This is a genomic window from Lacinutrix sp. C3R15 (assembly GCF_018860825.1).
Lineage (GTDB): Bacteria > Bacteroidota > Bacteroidia > Flavobacteriales > Flavobacteriaceae > Oceanihabitans.
On record NZ_JAHKPZ010000004.1, the window covers coordinates 499808 to 520130 of the forward strand.

The window sequence follows — 20323 nt, forward strand, 5'->3', positions numbered from 1 at the left end:
ATACGTAGTTCTACGTATTTTTTAAAGTAAGTGTTTTACTAACAAATAAAGACTCTAGTAAAAAAACTAGAGCCTTTAAAAGTTCCCCTTAGAACTGATTTAATAGCAGTGTAAATGTATGCTATACTAAGGGTAAAAAAAATACGTAGTTCTACGTATTTTTTAAAAATGATCTTTATTTAGGTTTGCCCATACAGAAAGTGCTGTGGGTTTATTGTCAAGTTTTAGTTTGGCAACTATATTAGAACGGTGCTTTTCAATGGTTCTAACAGAAATATATAATTTGTCTGCAATTTCTTGGCTAGTCATGTTTTCCGCTATAAGCATAACTACTTTTTTTTCAGACTTAGTAAGGTTTTCTAGTACACTTGTAGTGTTGTTAGATGTTGATTTGTTGAGGTAGTTTGCAATTTCTTCACTAAAGTAAGGCTCATTCATTTCTACATGTGCAATACAGGTCTCAATTTCTTCAATAGCAAATTCTTTTAATATGTAGCCATATACGCCAAGTGCTTTTGCTTTATCAAAAATTTCCTCTTCCTTGTCAAAAGTGATTAAGATTATTTTTGTGTCAATATTATTTTTCTTACACTTATCTGCTATTTCTAAACCAGTCATGTGTGGCATTCTTATATCTAAAAGCGCAATGTCTGGTTTTTCTTTAATAATAAGATTGTACGCAGCTTGTCCGTCTGTAGCACTTCCTAAGATGTTAAATCCTTTAGCACTTAAAAAATCTTGAATGCCTCGAAGCATTAATGGATGGTCATCTGCTATTATTATAGAAGTATTCATTAGTTTTAGAGAAGGTAATGGTTGCTATTACTTGTAAATGTAAGAAATTTAAACAGTAAATTAAGTTTTTTTAAGATACAAATATTTCTTTTGGTAATCTATTATAGCTTTTCCCTTTTTTAATATGTCTGCACCAATAATACCGTCTACCGGTTTTGCTTTATGATTGGTTAAAGCAGTATTAACATGTGTTAAGTCAAAAAGAATAAGTGCTATTTTTTCTTGCTTCCAAGTACCAATTTTTAATTTGTTTTTTTTTGAGATTTGCGTTAGCATATTGGTAGCTCCTGCTCCTGCAGCTTTAATATCAGAATCTTTAACTTTTAGCTTAAAATTTTCTGCAGCTTCAAAACCAACACAAGAACTAGAAGCTCCTGTATCTAAAATAAAAAGTCCTTTGGTGCCATTTATTGAGGCTTTAATTTCAAAATGATTTGTTTTTGTAAGCGTTAGTTTTATTTTAATATAATCTTGCTTTACTAAAAACTCTTGTAAAGTTTTCATTGTTTTTTTTTAAAAACAAATATAGTCTATAAAAACAATTATTTTTACCAAATGATAATTACAGATACACATACACATTTATATAGTGAAGCATTTGATGCAGACAGACAAGCAATGATTCAACGTGCTATTAACGCTAATGTTACCCGTTTTTTTATTCCGGCAATTGACTCTACCTATACACAATCTATGTTGCAGTTAGAAGCAGATTTTCCAGAAAACGTACATTTAATGATGGGTTTGCATCCTACCTCTGTAAAAGAAAACTATAAAGAGGAGCTTGCACATGTAACAGAAATGCTGGCAAAAAGAAAATTTGTTGCTATAGGCGAAATAGGTATTGATTTATATTGGGATACAAGTACATTAACCATACAACAAGATGCTTTTAGGTATCAAATAAAACTTGCAAAAAAGTATAAATTACCTATTGTTATTCACTGCAGAGAAGCTTTTAATGAAATTTTTGAAATTTTAGAAGAAGAAAAAGGAGCGGACCTTTTCGGGATATTTCATTGCTTCACAGGAACGCTAGAACAAGCACATCAAGCCATTTCTTATAATATGAAACTTGGTATTGGTGGTGTAGCTACTTTTAAAAATGGTAAAATAGATCAGTTTTTAAATCAAATAGACTTAAAGCATATTGTTTTAGAAACCGATTCACCATACTTAGCGCCTAAACCATACAGAGGAAAAAGAAATGAAAGTAGTTACATTATTAAGGTGTTAGAAAAACTAGCAGAAATTTATGCAGTTTCTCAAGAAGAAATAGCGGCAATTACAACACAAAATTCAAAAGAAATATTTAGTCTTTAATATGTCTCATAAAAAACCAAACATACTTTTAATTTATACAGGCGGAACTATAGGGATGATAAAAGACTCTAAAACAGGAGCTTTACGTGCTTTTGATTTTAATAATTTGTCTAATAGAATTCCTGAACTTAACCTGTTAGATTGTGATATTCAAACCATTTCATTTAAAGAACCCATAGATTCTAGTAACATGAATCTTAAATATTGGTCTCAAATTGCTACAATTATAGAAGAAAATTATAGCAAATTTGATGGTTTTGTGGTCTTACATGGTAGTGATACTATGAGTTATACTGCATCTGCACTAAGTTTTATGTTAGAAAACTTAAGTAAACCAGTTCTATTTACAGGATCGCAATTACCAATAGGTGATTTGCGCACAGATGCCAAAGAAAACTTAATCACTTCTATACAAATAGCCGCTTTACAAGAAAATAACAAACCCGTTATACAAGAAGTAGGATTGTATTTTGAATATAAATTATACAGAGCTAACAGAACTACAAAAATAAATGCAGAACATTTTGAAGCTTTTGCATCATTAAATTATCCAGACTTAGCAGAATCTGGTGTACACTTAAAAGTAAACAAAGAGTATTTGTTAAGACCAAAAAAAGCAAGTAAGCTAAAAGTGTTTAAAAATTTTAATGAAAATATAGCCTTAGTAAAATTATTTCCCGGAATCTCTAAAGCACTTTTAGAATCTATTTTTAACACAAAAAATTTACAAGGAATTATTTTAGAAACCTATGGTGCAGGAAACTGCACAACCGAACAATGGTTTATAACATTGTTAGAACAAACAATAAAAAAAGGCATACATATAATAAATGTAACCCAATGTTCTGGTGGAAGTGTGGCAATGGGACAGTATGAAACCAGTGAAAAACTAAAAAATATAGGAATTATCTCAGGAAAAGACATAACCACAGAAGCTGCTATTTGTAAACTTATGTATTTACTCGGACGAAAAATAATGCCTAAAACATTCAAAATCACCTTTGAAACTCCTTTACGCGGAGAAATGGCTTAAAATTAACTTTCAAAATTTTAACAACTAAACTTTTTTTTGTTATTTGAGCCACTGTAATAAAAGGTAAAAAATACAGAGAGGTGGCCGAGTGGTCGAAGGCGCACGCCTGGAAAGTGTGTATACCTCAAAAGGGTATCGAGGGTTCGAATCCCTTCCTCTCTGCTAAAGAATTTTTATAAACGAACTTAAAAATTCTTTTGTAGTGTTACAATAATTAGGAGATATAGATTGAATGTTTCCTTTTGTATAACTGTTTTTTTTATTTTTTAATTGCAATTTTTTTATATCTTTAACACTTTAACTAATAAAATTAAGATCAAGAACAAATGAAAAGATTATTTTCAATTCTAGCCATAGTATGTTTTATGGCATTCGGAACAGTAAATGCAACAACAAATGCAAGCGCTATTGCAACTACAGTTGTTACAGCTCAAGATGATGCAGCAGATGCAGCAACAGTTGAATCAGAAGGATTTCACCAAGAACTTAAAACACGATTTATAGAAGGTGGACCAGGATTTATGGGAATCGTATTATTATGTTTAATTCTTGGATTAGCTATCGCTATTGAAAGAATTATCTTTTTAAACTTATCAACAACAAACACAAAAAAATTAACTCAAAATGTAGAAGATGCATTACAATCTGGTGGTTTAGACGCTGCTAAAGAAGTATGTAGAAACACAAAAGGACCTGTTGCTTCTATTTTCTATCAAGGATTAGATAGAGCAGATGGAGACTTAGAAGCTGCTGAAAAAGCTGTTGTAGCTTATGGTGGTGTACAAATGGGGCAATTAGAGAAAAACGTTTCTTGGATTTCTTTATTTATTGCATTAGCACCAATGTTAGGGTTCATGGGAACTGTAATTGGTATGATTCAAGCCTTCGATAAAATTGAAGCAGCTGGTGATATGCAACCTTCATTAGTAGCAGGTGGTATTAAAGTAGCACTTTTAACAACAGTATTTGGATTAGTAGTAGCAATTATTCTTCAAATTTTTTACAATTACATTATTGCAAAAATTGATAGTATCGTTAATGACATGGAAGACTCTTCTATTAACTTAATGGATATGTTATCAAAATATAAGAAGTAATACTAACTAATTCTAATTTTAAATAATATTATGAATTCACAAAAAATAATTACCATAATAGCAGGAGTAGTTGGTGTAATAGCCATGTTCTTCCTAATTAGAATTATTGGAGTAGGTGATGAAGCTATTAAAGCTGGAGAATCTGATGGTATCGTTAATACATTTATGTATATAGCGTATATTATATTAGGTTTAATACTAATTTTAGTAGTACTATTTACATTAAAAAATATATTAACCAATAAAGATACATTAAAGAGTACTTTAATGAGTGTTGGTGCTTTTTTAGTTGTAGGTTTAATTTGTTACTTTCTAGCAACAGGAGTAGAAACACCAATGAAAGATGGTGAAGTACTTACTGCTAGCGATTCTAAATTAGTAGGAGCTGGATTGTACATGTTCTACGCACTTGCAATTATAGCGATAGGAACGATGTTACTATCTGGAATTAAAAAAATGATTAAATAAAATGGCAAAAAGAGCAGCACCAGAAGTTAATGCAGGATCAATGGCTGATATCGCCTTCTTGCTCCTCATTTTCTTCTTAGTAACCACAACAATTGAAACAGATTCTGGTTTAAACAGAAAGCTTCCTCCTATGGAAGAATCGGATCAAGATGTGATTATTAAAGAAAAAAACATTTTCCAATTAGAGGTAAATAGAAACAATCAGTTGTTTTTAAAAACTGGAGGAGAGGAAAAGGTGATTGAAATAAAAGATTTACGCGCATCTGCAGTAACTTTTCTAGATAATGGAGGAGGAACAGGAGACGATGCTTGTAGATATTGCCAAGGAAAAAAAGATCCAAGGTCGTCTGATAATTTTGATAAAGCAATTATTTCTTTACAAAATGACAGAGCCACTAAGTATGACACCTATATAGCAGTACAAAATGAAATTATTGCTGCTTATAATGAGTTAAGAAATAGAGAATTTAAAAGAGCGTTTCCTAGTTTAGATATGAACTTTGTAGAGGCAGAAAAAGCATATTCTGATCCAAGAACAACCCCTGGAACCAAAGCAAAGCTTAAAGTAAAACTTGAGGAAATTAAAACTTTAGTACCTCAAAAATTCTCAGAAGCAGAGCCGAAGTCTAATTAGATAAAAAATTTATATATGTCTAAATTTAAAAAGAAAAAAGGAGGCGAAATGCCAGCAGTAAATACAGCATCTTTACCAGATATTGTATTCATGCTGTTATTCTTTTTCATGGTGGCTACTGTTATGAGACAAAACACCTTAATGATTGAGAATAAATTACCACAAGCAGATCAAATTGAAAAATTAGATAAAAAGAGCTTGGTAATGTATATTTATGCTGGTAAACCAAGTACCAACTATAAAAGCCAATATGGTAGCGAAGCAAGAATTCAGTTAAATGATAAATTTGCAGATGTTAGTGATATTGCTGCTTTTATAGCTGCAGAAAGAGCTTCTAAAAGAGAAGAAGAAGTTCCTTTTCTTACTACTGCTTTAAAAGTAGATAGTGATGCTAACATGGGATTGGTAACAGATATTAAGCAAGAATTGCGTAAAGTAAACGCATTAAAAATTAATTATACAACTAGAAAAGGTGATGCCTTAGAAGGTTTAAAACAATAATTATAAATCTTAATTTTATTAAAAGGCGTTTTGAGAAATCTTAACGCCTTTTTTTATTTGCAATGAAAAATACACTTCTACTTTTAATGCTATTGCTTACCGTTAGTTATGCTTTTTCACAAGAAGAAGAAAACATAACACAAGCAGTTGATTCTTTGTATAAAGAAGATCAGTTTTATATTGGTGCTACTTATAACTTACTAGTAAAAAGACCAAGCGGTGTTTCGCAAAGTGGCTTTTCTAGTGGTTTTCATTTAGGCTACATTAAAGACATGCCTTTAAATACCAGAAGAAATGTAGCTATTGGTTTAGGATTAGGAATTTCTTCTAATTCTTTTAATCAAAATATGTTAATAGATACAGATAGCGATAACAATTATAACTACTCGGTTATTGATGATAGTGAAACATCATATTCTAAAAACAAGTTTACAACCTACATGATTGAAATGCCATTAGAGTTTAGGTGGCGAACTTCTACAGCTACAGAATATAAGTTTTGGCGAATTTATACAGGATTAAAATTAGGCTATATAATTGCCAACACTTCTAAGTTTATTGGAGATACTACCATAAAAAATACGAATATTTCTGACTTTAATAAATTACAATATGGTTTTACTATAAGTGCAGGTTACAACACCTGGAATATTCATTTTTATTACGCACTAAATAGTATATTTAATAAGGATGCACAAATAGATGGAACTTCTTTAAATATGCATGCCCTTAAATTGGGTTTAATGCTTTATATTCTTTAAGTAAGCCAGTAATTTAATAGGGTAAGTTGTGGTAAAAAACCTATACAAAAACCAGCTATTAGCTCTGTATAATTATGTGCTTCTAAGTGTAACCTTGAGCTTGCAATTGCTCCAGTAATTATAGCCATTAAAGCTAATGTGCCATTAATATTAATACCAAAGTGTAGGCTTAAGGCAATATAAAACATAAAAACACCAGAAACAGCAATCATATGTATGCTTGCTTTAAATTTTAGAATAGCTAGAATAAAGCAAGTAAGATTAGACAATAATATGCCTATAAAAAAATAATAAAGCTCTAAAACCTCTCCTGGTGGAAAAACACGTTTTACAATTAAATAAATTATAATACAGTTTAGACCTAAAGGTAATATACGCTCTTTAGCAGATCTTAAGTAGATGCTATGGGTTTTACCTATTGTTTTTAATAAATAATAAATAAGTATAGGTAGTATAATAGTTAATATAGAAATAGATACAAGCTTTGCTTGAATGATTTCAATAGGAATAAATCTTGGAGATTTTGAGAAGTAAAAAATCACACCAATTAATGGCATGATTAAAGGGTGAAAAATAAATGATATGCTTTTTAAAATAGAATTCATTAAATCTTCTTACGCAATCTCGCCACAGGAATATCTAATTGTTCTCTATATTTAGCCACAGTACGTCTGGCAATTGGGTAGCCTTTTTCTTTTAATATTTTAGCTAAAGCTTCATCTGTTAAAGGCTTCTTTTTGTTTTCTTCTTCTATTACAGTTTCTAAAATTTTTTTTATTTCTCTGGTAGAAACTTCTTCCCCTTTATCATTAGTCATAGATTCACTAAAGAACTCTTTAATTAATTTGGTACCATAAGGAGTATCTACATATTTACTGTTTGCAACACGCGAAACGGTAGAAACATCCATTTCAATTTCATCTGCAATATCTTTTAAAATCATTGGTTTTAGCTTGCGCTCATCACCTGTTAAAAAATATTCTTTTTGGTAATGCATAATAGAACTCATGGTTACAAAAAGAGTTTGTTGGCGTTGCTTAATAGCTTCAATAAACCATTTTGCGGCATCTAGTTTTTGCTTTATAAACATAACCGCATCTTTTTGCGATTTGCTTTTTTCTTTAGTGTCTTTATAGCCTTTAAGCATGTTGTTGTACTCTCTAGATACATGAAGCTCTGGAGCATTTCTTCCGTTTAAGGTAAGTTCTAATTCGCCATTTACAATTTTTATTGCAAAATCTGGTACTACGTGTTCTACTATTCTGTTATTTCCTGCATAGCTTCCTCCTGGTTTAGGATTTAAGCGTTCAATTTCATGAATAGCATCTTTAAGTTGTAGTTCACTTATATCAAATTTTTGCAACAGCTTTTTGTAGTGTTTTTTTGTGAATTGATCAAAAGCATTGTCAATGATATTAGTAGCTAATGCTACATCAGGATGTTGTTCTTTTCTGTGTAATTGTATAGATAAGCATTCTTGTAAATTTCTAGCTCCAACTCCAGCAGGATCTAATTGATGTACAATTCGTAATACTTTTTTTATTTTTTCTTCTGTGGTGAAAACGTTTTGTGTAAAAGCTAAATCATCCATAATATCCGATAATTCTCTACGTATATAACCGCTTTCATCTACACTACCTACAAGAAACTCTGCAATATCACGTTCGTCATCACTTAATCTATAGGTGTTTAATTGGTTTATTAAATATTGTGTAAACGATGTTCCTGCGGCATAAGGCATAGTTTTTTCCTCATCATCTGCACTATAGTTATTGGCTTGTGTTCTATAATCAGGTACTTCGTCATCACTTAAATACTCATCTACATTAATGTCTCCTGTATCTATGGTTTCATTATCGTCGTACTCATCATTAGAATTATCAAAATCATCATCAAAGTCGTTCTCTTTTTCTTCTTTACCACCTTCAAGAGCAGGGTTTTCTTCTAATTCTTGCTTTAAACGTTGTTCAAAAGCTTGCGTTGGCAACTGTATCAATTTCATTAATTGAATTTGTTGTGGCGACAGTTTTTGAGATAATTTGAATTGTAAGTATTGTTTAAGCATTGTTTTTATTTGATTTTACCAAGTTAAGGTATAAAATGGTAGTAGATATAAAAATAAAAAAAACAATCTAGATTATTAAAAAACTAGATTGTTTTATGAAAATATTTACAGAATTCACGTCTGTTCTAAGAACAGATGAATTTGATTTTGTTTAAATAAAAATTAAAACTCTGCGTTTTGTGGTGTTCTTGGGTAAGGTATTACGTCGCGAATGTTTGTCATTCCTGTTGCAAACATTACTAAACGTTCAAAACCTAAACCAAATCCTGAATGCACAGCTGTACCATATTTGCGTAAATCTAAGTACCACCATAACTCTTCTTCTGGTATGTCTAGAGCAGCCATTTTTTCTTTTAAAACTTCTAAACGTTCTTCACGTTGGCTACCACCAACCATTTCTCCAATTCCAGGAAAAAGAATATCCATAGCACGTACGGTTTTACCATCTTCATTTAAACGCATGTAAAATGCTTTAATATTTGCAGGATAATCAAATAAAATTACGGGGCATTTAAAGTGTTTTTCAACTAAAAAACGTTCGTGTTCACTTTGTAAATCTGCTCCCCATTCTTTAATAATATAATTGAATTTTTTCTTTTTATTAGGTTTTGAGTTTTTAAGTATATCTATTGCTTCGGTATAACTTACACGCTTAAAGTTGTTATCGATTACAAATTTTAATTTTTCAATTAAACTCATTTCACTTCGCTCTGCTTGCGGTTTCGTTTTTTCTTCGTCTAATAAGCGTTTTTCTAAAAACTCTAAGTCTTCTCTGTTATTTTCTAGTATATAGCTTAAAACCGATTTCATAAAATCTTCGGCTAAATCCATATTTCCAGCCAAATCCATAAAAGCAACTTCTGGTTCTATCATCCAAAATTCTGATAAATGACGAGAAGTATTAGAGTTTTCTGCTCTAAAGGTTGGACCAAAAGTATATACTTTACCAAGAGACATGGCGTAGGTTTCTGCTTCTAATTGCCCAGAGACTGTTAAGTTTGTTTCGTTACCAAAAAAGTCTTCTTTAAAATCTACTTTACCATCTTTGGTTAGTGGTGGGTTTTCAGCATCTAAGTTAGTTACTCTAAACATTTCACCAGCTCCTTCTGCATCACTACCTGTAATAATTGGTGTGTGCATGTAGTAAAAGCCGTTTTCATTAAAGTATTTATGTATGGCAAAAGACAGGCTTGAACGCAAACGCATTACAGCACTAAAGGTATTGGTACGTGTACGTAGGTGTGCATTTTCACGTAAAAACTCAAAAGAGTGTTTTTTTGGCTGAATTGGGTAAGTTTCAGGGTCAGAGTCTCCAAGAATGTCAATGCTGGTAACAGCTATTTCTACTTTTTGACCTTTACCTTGGCTTTCTACCAATTCTCCTTTTATATGTACAGCAGCTCCTGTTGTTATTCTTTTAAGCGTTTCTTCGCTAGTGTTTTCAAAATCTACAACACATTGTATGTTATTTATTGTAGAGCCATCATTTAAGGCAATAAAACGGTTAGCACGAAAGGTTCTAACCCAACCTTTTATCTCTATTTCTAGACCAAATTGGTCTTTTGCTAATAATTGTGAAACTGTATTAGTGTTCATTGTATTTTATTTTGAATGCAAATATAATTTATTGTTGTATTTATTCTTGAGAAACCTCTAGATTTTCATCTTCATCATTTTCTTCAGGAATAATATTTATTGCTGGTTTACGTAAAACTTCTTTGTTTGCTATACTTCTTTCTAACGAAAGTAATAAAGAAGGTAACAGTAATAAGTTAGAAAGCATGGCAAATAATAAGGTTGTAGATACTAATGCACCTAAAGCTACTGTACCACCAAAACTAGAGAATGTAAATACTAAAAACCCAAAGAATAATACTATGGAAGTATAAAACATACTTACTCCTGTTTCGCGTAATGCTGCGTATACCGATTTTTTTATTTTCCAGTGATTGGCAATTAACTCTTGTCTATATTTTGCTAAAAAATGAATGGTATCATCTACAGATATACCAAAAGCAATACTAAATACTAATATGGTAGATGGTTTTATAGGTACTCCTAAATAACCCATTAGTCCTGCAGTAATTAGTAAAGGTAAAAGGTTTGGTATTAAAGATATTATAATCATTCTTAAAGAACGAAACATATAAGCCATAAACAAGGCTATTAGTATAATGGCTAGCGATAAAGATATGGCTAAATTTTTAACCAGGTATTTGGTTCCTTTTTGAAAAACTAATGCTTTACCAGTCATGGTAACATTAAAGTTTTCTTCAGGAAAAACCTTGTCTATCTTATTTTGAAGGTTTTCTTCAATACGTTCCATTTTGTCTGTACCAATGTCTTTCATAAAAGTTGTGATACGTGCATATTGGCCTGTACTGTCTACAAAATTTTTAAGTAAGTCTACATCAGACGAAGAATTTTTAGCATAAGACATGATAAAACTATTTTCTTGACTGGTTGGCAACTGATAATATTTAGGGTTGCCATTATAATAAGCCTGTTTAGAGTATTTTACTAAACTTACTACAGATATTGGTTTAGAGAGTTCTGGTGTTTCTAAAATAACTTCTTCTAGTTTATCCATACGTTTTAAAGTAGAAAGTTTCATAACTCCCTTTTTACGTTTGGTGTCTATTAAAACTTCTAAAGGCATAATACCATTGAATTCTTTTTCAAAAAAGCGAATATCCTGAAAGAATCCGGCTTTTTTAGACATGTCTTCAATAAGGCTACCAGAAATTTTAATTTGAAAAATACCAATTAAACTTAAGGTTAATAACACCACAGAAGAAATGTATATGGTAATACGTTTTTGTTTTACCATACGCTCTATCCAGTCTACAAAACCACCAATCCATTTCTTATTTAAGTGTTCTAAATGTCTGTCTTTAGGGTAAGGTAAAAACGTGTAAATAATTGGTATAATTAATAAGCATAACATGAAAATGGCTAAAATGCTTAAAGAAGCAACAATACCAAACTCTTTTAAAAGCTGACTTTCGGTTAAAATAAATGTAGCAAAACCAGATGCTGTGGTAACATTAGTCATTAATGTTGCATTACCTACCTTGGTAATAACACGCTGTAAAGATCTTACTTTATTACCATGTAGCTTTACTTCTCTTTGGTATTTATTGATTAAGAAAATACAGTTAGGTATACCAATTACAATAATTAAAGGCGGAATCAATGCGGTTAAAACGGTAATTTCATATTTTAGTAAGCCAATAATACCAAAGGTCCACATAACCCCAAAGCAAACTACAATTAGTGATATAAATGTGGCTCTAAAGGATCTGAAAAACAAAAAGAAAATAAGCGATGTAACCAATAGGGCTAAGCCAATAAATTGGCCAATTTCATCTACAATATTTTGTGCGTTAAGTGTTCTTATATAAGGCATTCCAGAAACTCTAACATCTAAATTGGTTTGCTTTTCAAAAGCTTGAATTTTAGGAACTAGATTATCAAAAACAAAGTCTTTTCTGGCAGCAGTATTTACAATTTCTTTGTTCATGTAAATTGCAGTACGTACTGTTTTGGTGTCTTTATTAAATAAAAAATTGTCGTAAAAAGGATATTTTTTAAATAACTCTTCTTGCAAAACATCAATTTGCGCAATAGAAGTGATAGAGTCTTTAATAAAAGGCTCTAGTGCAAATTTTTGGTTTTCGGTATCTTTTACAAGTTTTTGAAGATCGCTAATAGATACAACGGTTTCAACCTCGTCTAAATTTTTAAAACTTTGCGAGAGTTGGTTCCAAGCGTTTAACTTTTCAACTGTAAAAAGCGTAGTATCTTTTACACCTAAAACAATGAGGTTTCCTTCTTCACCAAAAATATCCAGAAAGTTATTATATTTTAAATTTACCTCATGATCATCAGGTAATAAATTTGCTTCTGTATAGGTAAATCGCATGTATTTCCATTGTGAAGCAAGAAGTACAGTAGCTATTAAAATAGCAAGGATAATGGCAATTTTATTACGTAAAATAAGTCTTGCAACAACGTCCCAAAAACTCTTTGTAAATAGTTTAAACATAGTGTAATTAAAAAAAATCCATTTAATTACATGAAATGGATTTTACTCTAGGTAAAATATGTAGTTAAATTGGATTGGCAAAGGTAGGAAAAAGCGATGTATAACAATGGTTAAAAGTGTTATAAAGTAACGTTAAAAGTAAATTTTAATGCCATGTTATCTTCTGGCTTCGGTAAATGATACGCTCCATATCTGTAAGTGAAACTTAAACCAAAACCAAAAATTAGTTTATTAATTTCAAAACCAGATTCTGTATAGCCTTTGTCAAGGGTATTAAAACTTATTTGTTGGTGCCTTGCTGTATTGCTCATGTTACCAATTGCAAACCTGGATATTAATACCAATTCTGGGTTAAAACGTCGGCTTATTTTAAAAGGACTTAAATGGTGTTTAAGTTGTAAGGTGGTAATTCTATCTGAAAAGAACTCATTAAAAAACATGGTTTCAAAACTAGTTACTCCAGCAACAGAAAAACGTTGCATAATGGTTTCTTTATTGATATTATTAGGGTAGGCATGATACAAATGAGTTAAAGGTGTTTCACCATTTGCTAATCCTGCAGTTAGCGTTAACAAAGAAAAAGCATCATTAGCATATTGTTTTTTAAAGATGGTTCTAAAATCAAGTTTTGAAAAATTAAAATCACTTTTAAAAACACCATGAAAACTTTTAGTGTATTGTAAAGTGAATTTTGGATAGCCTTCTTTTATAATTTTTAATTTATTGTCTTTGGTTTCAAAAGTGCTAAACGGACTCCATTGTAGGGCTGTTTTAGAGGTGCTTAACTGTATTTGGTTATATATTGTATTATTCACCACAAAATTATACGCATAGGTTGTATTTATATTACTTACAGCAAATTCTGTTTCGCCAATTAAACTTGGTGATAATTGGTGTTCTAGTGATAGGGTTTTGGTTACGTGTTTATGAAATAGGTTTATGTTTAATAGTCGTGGCTCAAAAAGCTGAAAGAATCTACTGTCTGTTAAAAATGTAGAGCTTCCAGTTTCACTTAAATCATCGGTATAAGATACATTTAACCAGGTGTTTGTTTTTTTATTTAGTTTTATACCAGAGCCAAAACTATACTTGAAAGTATGGTCTTTAAAACCATATACTACATAGGTGTTAAAACGTATGTTTTCTGAAAACGTATTGTTTGTTTGTCCGCCAAGTCCATTTCTTAATCCTTCATATTGGTTATACTTTACAAGGTATCTTAAATCAATATCAAAGTATTTTGTAGGAAAAAAACCGTTACCTAATTGCTGTATAAAGGCTTTTCTTTTAAGCGAGTCTTTCTTTACAACCTTGGTGGTATCATTAGAAATTGGTGTTTGTGCTTTACTTAAAAAGAAGGATAAACAGAGTAGGAGTGTAAAGCAATATTTTTTCATTAAAATTATAAAGACGCATTTATTGAAGTAGCTAAAACTTCTTTAATATTAGTTCTGTATCCTAGTTCTTTAAGCACCATTTCTCCTTTTTTATTTATAACTATACTAGTAGGGAAGCTGTTAACACCATACATGCTAATTATAGCATTTGCATCTGCTAAAATAGTATATTGAAAAGGATTACTTTCTAAAAATGTGTGTACAATATTTTTTTTATTAAAAGTAATTGCTAAAAACACCACATCTTTTTCTTTAAAATTAGAGGCTAATTCGTTTAGTTGAGGCATTTCTTGTATGCAAGGACCACATTTAGTAAACCAAAAATTTAACACTACTACCTTTCCTTTTAGTTCGCTAAGTTTGTATCTCGAACCATTTAAATCTTTGGCAATAAAATCTAAAGCAGGCTCACCAGGAGTAAACAGGGCTTCCTTATTTTTTTCTATTTCAACAGGAGCACTACTTTTATTTATAAAAACAAGACTCTTTAATTTACCAGAATGGTCTGAAAAAAAAACAGGTTTGTACGCAGCGTTAGTCATTAAAGATAAACTAGACATAGGCAGTATTTTGCCTTGTTCATTGTATAATACTACATCTGGCGTAATTTGTATGGGTGTGTTTTTTATTTGTGCCTCGGTTAATTGCGTTTGGTTACTAGCAATAAAAGGATATCTGTTTTGTGCAATACCAATCCAGCAATGTAATATACATAGTGTAAATAATATGTTACGTGTTTTTTGCATATTTAGATAAACGAAGAATAGATGGTATTGGTATAAAAAAAGCGACAAGAAAGTCGCTTTTAAATTATACTGTCATGATCTCTTTTTCTTTAACAACCAATACTTCATCTACTTTTTTAATGTAATTGTCTGTTAAATTTTGTACATCTTGTTCTGCATTTTTCTGAAGATCTTCAGATATGCCATCTATTTTTTTAAGATCGTTATTGGCTTCTTTTCTAGCATTTCTTATACCTACTTTAGCATCTTCTGCTTCTGCTTTAGCTTGTTTTGCTAAATCACGTCTGCGCTCTTCGGTTAAAGGTGGTACGTTAATTATAATAGTTTCACCATTATTCATTGGGTTAAAACCAAGGTTAGCATATGCAATACCTCGTTCAATTTCTTGAAGCATATTTTTTTCCCATGGTTGTACAGTTATGGTTCTACCATCAGGAGTATTTACATTAGCAACTTGACTTAATGGTGTTTGTGATCCATAATAATCAACCATTACACTTCCAAGCATTGCAGGAGTAGCTTTACCTGCTCTAATGTTTGTAAATTGTTTTTCTAAATGCTTTATAGCATTTGTCATAGCCTCTTTTGTTCCGTCTATTATAAATTGAATATCTTCGTTCATTTTTTAAAAATTTAATCCTACTAGTGGGTTTTGTTTTTAGCGTTTATCTCCCTAAATAAAATAATTTCTGTTTGTTTTTTAGATGTTTACACCAAGTTAACTGCTTTTTTTTAGTCTGTTTTCAAAAACGAAGCCAAAGTTTAAATTCTGTTTTTGAGGAATACTAATTTTTTTAGTTTACTAAGTTAAATACTTATAGTGTGAGTTACAAGTTAACCTTTGTACCAATTTTTTCTCCAGAAACTACTTTTAATAAGTTTCCTTTTTTATTCATATCAAAAACAATAATTGGTAATTCGTTTTCTTGGCTTAATGTAAAGGCAGTCGTGTCCATTACTTTAAGACCTTTACGTAAAACATCATCAAAAGTAATATGGTCAAATTTAATTGCTGTACTATCTTTTTCAGGATCTGCATTGTAAATACCATCTACACGAGTACCTTTTAAAATTACATCTGCTTCAATTTCTATAGCACGTAAAACAGCTGCAGAGTCTGTTGTAAAATAAGGGTTTCCTGTTCCTCCTCCAAAAATAACAACGCGCCCTTTACGTAAATGACTTAATGCTTTTCTGCGTATAAAAGGTTCTGCTACTTCATTAATTTTTATTGCTGTTTGTAAACGGGTTTTTACATCTGCATCTTCTAATGCGTTTTGTAAGGCTAAGCCGTTTATAACTGTTGCTAGCATTCCCATGTGATCTCCTTGTACGCGATCCATACCATTCATAGCTCCAGCAACACCTCTAAAAATGTTTCCTCCACCAATTACTATGGCTACTTCTACACCTAGTTCTGTAATTTCTTTAATGTCTTTGGCGTATTCTGCTAAACGTTCTGGATCTATACCATATTGACGGTTTCCCATTAGTGCTTCGCCAGATAATTTTAAAAGAATTCTTTTGTATTTCATTTTTTTGTTTAGCTTTTTTATAGATTCCTGCCTTGGCAGAAACTTAGGGTTTAGCAAATATAATCAATATCTTTTTTTAAGAAAGCAGAATGTTAGAAATAAAAAAACCACTACGGTTTTGGGTATGAAAAGTAGCAGATTTATATACGCTATTTTTCAGTTTGAAAACAAGATAGCAGAAAAGAATTGAACTTAAAGTTTAGACCTTAACTGCTATTTTTTATATAGACGGTTGTGCTTAGTTTTTATTGTTTGATTAAAGTATATTCTCCAAAGGGAACTCCTCCACCATCTAAAACATTATTTTCATCTACAACTCTATATCCAATTAGTTTTGCATCTATTTGTTCTATACCATTAATGATACGATGTCTTAACCAAAAACTTGTTTGTTTGTAGGTCATATTTTGGTCATCAAAAAATAATTTTACTCTACGTTCATCTGTACTACAGTCTTCACAAGGTAATGGCATAAATTTGTTTAAAATTAGACAGCCACTAATATTATGATAGCTGCCTTCAATACTAGAATCACTTAAAAGAGGTAAGGTATTAACAACAAGATTACCATTATCAATGTATTTATATTCTCCAATAAGCATATCTTGGTAGTTTACTCCATCAAAATATTGTTCTATTTTTTGTAAAGTTATAGTAAAAGAAGAATTGTTTTCTTCCCACTTCCATGTGCCAACAAATTTGTCTAAATCGTTGTTTAAATCTTTATAATAAGTTCCAGCAGGTAATGTTGGGTCTGCTTTAAATAAAGGCGATTGCGCCTTACAAGATATGATACTTAATATTATTATTAGTTTTATAATTGCTTTCATAGTATTGTTTTTTAATTACAGTTTGTAGGAACTGTGTTATTGTTAGTGTCTAAAGTTTTCTTTGTCCAAGTTTGTAAATCATCACTTAACTCAAAAAAAGTAATTCCCAAATTAAAGTCTTGATTTACGAACTTCAAAAAATTGTTTTGATATTCTGTAGAAGTTTGTGTGTTAGCACCTGTGATATTATTAACTTCTTTATAAAAATATCTTTCTGATAAAAGATCAACTCTTTCTTTAAATCGAGAATCAGAATTATACGCTCCAACAAACCCAAGAAGATTATTATAGTTTTTAATTTTAATAGCATAAACGCCATTGGTAGTTACTAATACATGAATAACTTCGTGTTGGTGATATTCAAAAGGGCTATAAATTTGATTAAATTGACCTAATAACATAATGTCTGTTGCAGAAAACATAGGAAATAAACCATTTTCTTGATGCATATGTATGCCACCAAAAAAGCTATTGGTTAGCGTGTAATTAGTATAAGTTTCGCCAGTGTCTTCTATGGGAACTTCTGTAATAGTAATTACATCATTATTTTTATACATGTTATATCCTTTTTCTTTTTCTTGGTCTTCATCGTCTACATCGCTTTTTAAATTAGTTATTGCATTTGTAAAATATGCATTTTCTGTTAATTTATTTAACTCAATACATTCTATTATTTGGTCTGCATATTCATTAAAGTTAGGTGAAGGATTATCTATAAAATCTTGAATGATATTAGACATGTCGTTACAGCCGATATTTTTAATGTAAGTAGCCATTTGTTTAATTTTTACTGTGTTTGTAGTATCATTAATCCAATCTTGTTGTGCAGAAGTTAATGTTGCACCACTACTTTCAAGACATTCTACTACTTTTTCTTTGTCGCTTGGTGTATTGTTTACAGCCATAGGAGCACCTAAACCTGAACCACCTGTTGTTGTGTTACCACTTGTTGATCCTCCTCCTCCAGAGGAACTGGCTCCAGAACTTCCTGTACCACCAGACGAAGAACCACCACTACCACTGCACCAAGAATCTAATAAAATTAATGCTCTTCCTCCATTGCAACTACAATCATCAGTGGTTTCGAATAAAAATGTGCAACCACCACTAAATACAGATAAAATTTTACTGTTTAATTGGGTGTTAAGATTTTCTATATTTATTAAGTTTTCATCTACTGGTAAAAAAGAAATGGAATATGGAAAATCGTCTTCTTGAGGGGTTTCTATTGCTTGATAAGCAGAAATATAATAATTTATTAATGTATCATTTTTAATTTCAAGAATAAAGTTTTCAAAAGAAGAATCTTGTAAAATTGGATTTTCAATTTTAAAGGAATAAGTTGCTGAAGAGTCTGTAGTTACCTCATATACTTCTTCTGTAAGAATAGTAAAAGAACCATCATTAGCATCAATTTTTGAAACGTTTCCATCTTTATTTGTCTTATTTTTATTTACATCAAAGCTTTTAGATAGTTTATTTAGAGATTCTTTTAAATTATTTTTTTGTTGTAAATCCTCTAAGGTTAGGTTGTTAATGGTTAGTTTAGATTTCGTGTTAATTTGTTGGTTTATAAACTCATCCTCCTTCTGGCAGTTTACAAATAGTAAAGCAATACCAAAGAGCAGTATTACGGGTTTTAAAGAGCAGTATTACGGGTTTTAATATTTTATATTTCAATTTTCTAAAATTTAGCAAGCTGGATATATACCAAAGCTTGTTGGTTTAACTTAAAATGTTTAAGAAGTCAAAATTTTAGAAGTCTTTTAGTAGAAGTCTTTTAAGCACAATTAAATATTTAGGGAAAAATAAAAAAACTTGCGCAAGTTGGGTTTGTTATAACATGTCAGAAAATTATAAAAAGGGACTTCTAAATAACTTAAAATAATCTCTAACATTTCAACATAAAAAAAAATATGAATAGGACAAGTTTTTATAGTAAATTTTCTAAACAGGTATGCATTTACGGGAAAACCGTAATAAGTGGAAGGTAAAATGCTGTGATTTAGATATTTTACAAATAAAAAAACCACTACGTCTTTTAAAAAGAGTAGTGGTTTTTAGTATTGTGAGATTCCGTATTAAGTACGGAATGACAAGTCTATCCTAAAGATACACGTTTAAATGCAGTAACGGTAAGATTTTTTGATGCTACATATTCTGCAACAGTCTGTTTTTCATCTTTAATAAACTTTTGATCTAATAAACATTGTTCTTGATCTAAAGTTGTGTTATCGCTAATAAAACGTTCCATTTTTCCAGGAAGAATTCTATCCCAGATTTGTTCTGGTTTTCCTTCTGCTTTTAATTCTGCTTTTGCATCTTCTTCAGCTTGTGCTAAAACTTCTGGAGTTAATTGTGCCATAGAGATGTATTTAGGTACGTTTTTAAGTGTTTTACCTAATCTACCTAACTCAATATTATCTTTTTCTATAACTGCAATTCTTGCTTCCGTTTCGCTTGCTATATAAGCAGGGTCAAAATCTTTGAAAGATAATGTAGTTGCTCCCATAGATGCTACTTGCATTGCTACGTCTTTGGCAACAGCTTCAGCATCATCTGTTTTTTCAGATAAACCAACTAAAGCGCCAATTTTGTTAATGTGTACATACGTACCAACATAAGGTGCTTCTAATTTTTCAAAAGCGTTGATTTCTAATTTTTCACCAACAACACCTGTTTGTTCTACTAATTTTTCAGCAACTGTAATACCACCAAAATCTGCTGCTAAGAAATCTTCTTTGTTATCAAAGTTGATTGCGATATCTGCAAACTGGTTCGCTAAAGCTAAAAAAGATTCGTTTTTACCAACAAAATCTGTTTCACATCCTAAAACGATAGTTACACCAACAGTGTTGTCCTCATTAATTTTTGAAACTGCAGCACCTTCGCTAGAATCACGATCTGCTCTTTTTGCTGCTACTTTTTGTCCTTTTTTACGTAATACTTCAATTGCTTTATCAAAATCGCCTTCTGCTTCAACTAAAGCTTTTTTGCAATCCATCATTCCAGCTCCTGTAGCTTTTCTTAATTTGTTTACTTCTGCTGCTGTTATTTTTACCATAGCTTCCATATAGTTTTTAATTTAAA

General features: G+C 30.8%; 21 protein-coding genes and 1 tRNA gene. 9 read left to right on the top strand and 13 right to left on the bottom strand.

Annotation, left to right across the window (positions count from 1 at the left end; genetic code table 11):
* Positions 1-162: 162 nt before the first annotated feature.
* Both KO494_RS02175 and KO494_RS02180 read right to left on the bottom strand, forming a co-directional pair.
* Positions 163-795, bottom strand: a complete 633-nt coding sequence (locus tag KO494_RS02175; protein ID WP_215965942.1) for a response regulator transcription factor — start codon at positions 793-795, stop codon at positions 163-165.
* 60 nt (positions 796-855) lie between these two features.
* The gene (locus tag KO494_RS02180) at positions 856-1299 is read right to left on the bottom strand and encodes a retropepsin-like aspartic protease (protein WP_215965943.1); all 444 of its coding nucleotides are present in this window, start codon (positions 1297-1299) and stop codon (positions 856-858) included.
* Between the two features lie 51 nt (positions 1300-1350).
* On the opposite strand from KO494_RS02180, the gene KO494_RS02185 reads away from it, so the two are divergent.
* The 8 genes from KO494_RS02185 to KO494_RS02220 all read left to right on the top strand — a co-directional run bounded on the left by KO494_RS02185 (position 1351) and on the right by KO494_RS02220 (position 6612).
* The gene (locus KO494_RS02185; RefSeq protein WP_215965944.1) at positions 1351-2118 is read left to right on the top strand and encodes a TatD family hydrolase; all 768 of its coding nucleotides are present in this window, start codon (positions 1351-1353) and stop codon (positions 2116-2118) included.
* 1 nt (position 2119) lies between these two features.
* Positions 2120-3151: an asparaginase gene (locus KO494_RS02190; protein ID WP_215965945.1), complete on the top strand. Its 1032-nt coding sequence runs from the start codon at positions 2120-2122 to the stop codon at positions 3149-3151.
* A 74-nt stretch (positions 3152-3225) separates the two neighbouring features.
* Positions 3226-3313, top strand: a tRNA-Ser gene (locus tag KO494_RS02195).
* Positions 3314-3477: 164 nt separating this feature from the next.
* Positions 3478-4248, top strand: a complete 771-nt coding sequence (locus KO494_RS02200; protein ID WP_215965946.1) for a MotA/TolQ/ExbB proton channel family protein — start codon at positions 3478-3480, stop codon at positions 4246-4248.
* Between the two features lie 30 nt (positions 4249-4278).
* Entirely contained in the window at positions 4279-4716 is a 438-nt protein-coding gene (locus KO494_RS02205; RefSeq protein ID WP_252730228.1) for a hypothetical protein, read from the top strand.
* Position 4717: 1 nt separating this feature from the next.
* A complete protein-coding gene (locus KO494_RS02210) occupies positions 4718-5350 on the top strand; it encodes a biopolymer transporter ExbD (RefSeq protein ID WP_215965947.1) in 633 nt (210 codons plus the stop codon).
* Positions 5351-5365: 15 nt separating this feature from the next.
* Complete coding sequence (locus KO494_RS02215; RefSeq protein WP_215965948.1) at positions 5366-5851, top strand: biopolymer transporter ExbD; 486 nt, start codon at positions 5366-5368, stop codon at positions 5849-5851.
* A gap of 62 nt (positions 5852-5913) precedes the next feature.
* Positions 5914-6612: a porin family protein gene (locus KO494_RS02220; protein WP_215965949.1), complete on the top strand. Its 699-nt coding sequence runs from the start codon at positions 5914-5916 to the stop codon at positions 6610-6612.
* Here the strand turns inward: KO494_RS02220 and KO494_RS02225 are convergent.
* The 10 genes from KO494_RS02225 to KO494_RS02270 all read right to left on the bottom strand — a co-directional run bounded on the left by KO494_RS02225 (position 6609) and on the right by KO494_RS02270 (position 18138).
* Positions 6609-7217: a hypothetical protein gene (locus KO494_RS02225; RefSeq protein ID WP_215965950.1), complete on the bottom strand. Its 609-nt coding sequence runs from the start codon at positions 7215-7217 to the stop codon at positions 6609-6611. The genes KO494_RS02220 and KO494_RS02225 overlap by 4 nt on opposite strands.
* Positions 7217-8677: an RNA polymerase factor sigma-54 gene (rpoN, locus tag KO494_RS02230; RefSeq protein ID WP_215965951.1), complete on the bottom strand. Its 1461-nt coding sequence runs from the start codon at positions 8675-8677 to the stop codon at positions 7217-7219. Before rpoN ends, KO494_RS02225 begins: the two co-directional genes overlap by 1 nt.
* Positions 8678-8839: 162 nt before the next feature.
* The gene (asnS, locus tag KO494_RS02235; RefSeq protein WP_215965952.1) at positions 8840-10273 is read right to left on the bottom strand and encodes an asparagine--tRNA ligase; all 1434 of its coding nucleotides are present in this window, start codon (positions 10271-10273) and stop codon (positions 8840-8842) included.
* Between the two features lie 40 nt (positions 10274-10313).
* Entirely contained in the window at positions 10314-12725 is a 2412-nt protein-coding gene (locus tag KO494_RS02240; RefSeq protein ID WP_215965953.1) for an RND family transporter, read from the bottom strand.
* Between the two features lie 119 nt (positions 12726-12844).
* Positions 12845-14122 carry a DUF5686 family protein gene (locus KO494_RS02245; protein ID WP_252730234.1) on the bottom strand — a complete coding sequence of 426 codons (1278 nt, stop codon included), beginning with the start codon at positions 14120-14122 and terminating at the stop codon, positions 12845-12847.
* Between the two features lie 5 nt (positions 14123-14127).
* Positions 14128-14868: a peroxiredoxin gene (locus KO494_RS02250; RefSeq protein ID WP_215965954.1), complete on the bottom strand. Its 741-nt coding sequence runs from the start codon at positions 14866-14868 to the stop codon at positions 14128-14130.
* A 64-nt stretch (positions 14869-14932) separates the two neighbouring features.
* On the bottom strand, positions 14933-15490 hold the full coding sequence (frr, locus tag KO494_RS02255) for a ribosome recycling factor (RefSeq protein ID WP_215965955.1): 558 nt from the start codon (positions 15488-15490) through the stop codon (positions 14933-14935).
* 205 nt (positions 15491-15695) lie between these two features.
* Positions 15696-16403, bottom strand: a complete 708-nt coding sequence (pyrH, locus tag KO494_RS02260) for a UMP kinase (protein WP_215965956.1) — start codon at positions 16401-16403, stop codon at positions 15696-15698.
* 245 nt (positions 16404-16648) lie between these two features.
* Entirely contained in the window at positions 16649-17233 is a 585-nt protein-coding gene (locus tag KO494_RS02265) for a DUF6705 family protein (protein WP_215965957.1), read from the bottom strand.
* 11 nt (positions 17234-17244) lie between these two features.
* Positions 17245-18138 carry a hypothetical protein gene (locus KO494_RS02270; protein WP_215965958.1) on the bottom strand — a complete coding sequence of 298 codons (894 nt, stop codon included), beginning with the start codon at positions 18136-18138 and terminating at the stop codon, positions 17245-17247.
* A gap of 31 nt (positions 18139-18169) precedes the next feature.
* Between KO494_RS02270 and KO494_RS02275 the strand changes: the two genes are divergently transcribed.
* On the top strand, positions 18170-18451 hold the full coding sequence (locus KO494_RS02275) for a hypothetical protein (protein ID WP_215965959.1): 282 nt from the start codon (positions 18170-18172) through the stop codon (positions 18449-18451).
* A gap of 883 nt (positions 18452-19334) precedes the next feature.
* On the opposite strand, the gene tsf is transcribed toward KO494_RS02275, so the two are convergent.
* Positions 19335-20297 carry a translation elongation factor Ts gene (tsf, locus tag KO494_RS02280; RefSeq protein WP_371742845.1) on the bottom strand — a complete coding sequence of 321 codons (963 nt, stop codon included), beginning with the start codon at positions 20295-20297 and terminating at the stop codon, positions 19335-19337.
* Positions 20298-20323 lie beyond the last annotated feature (26 nt).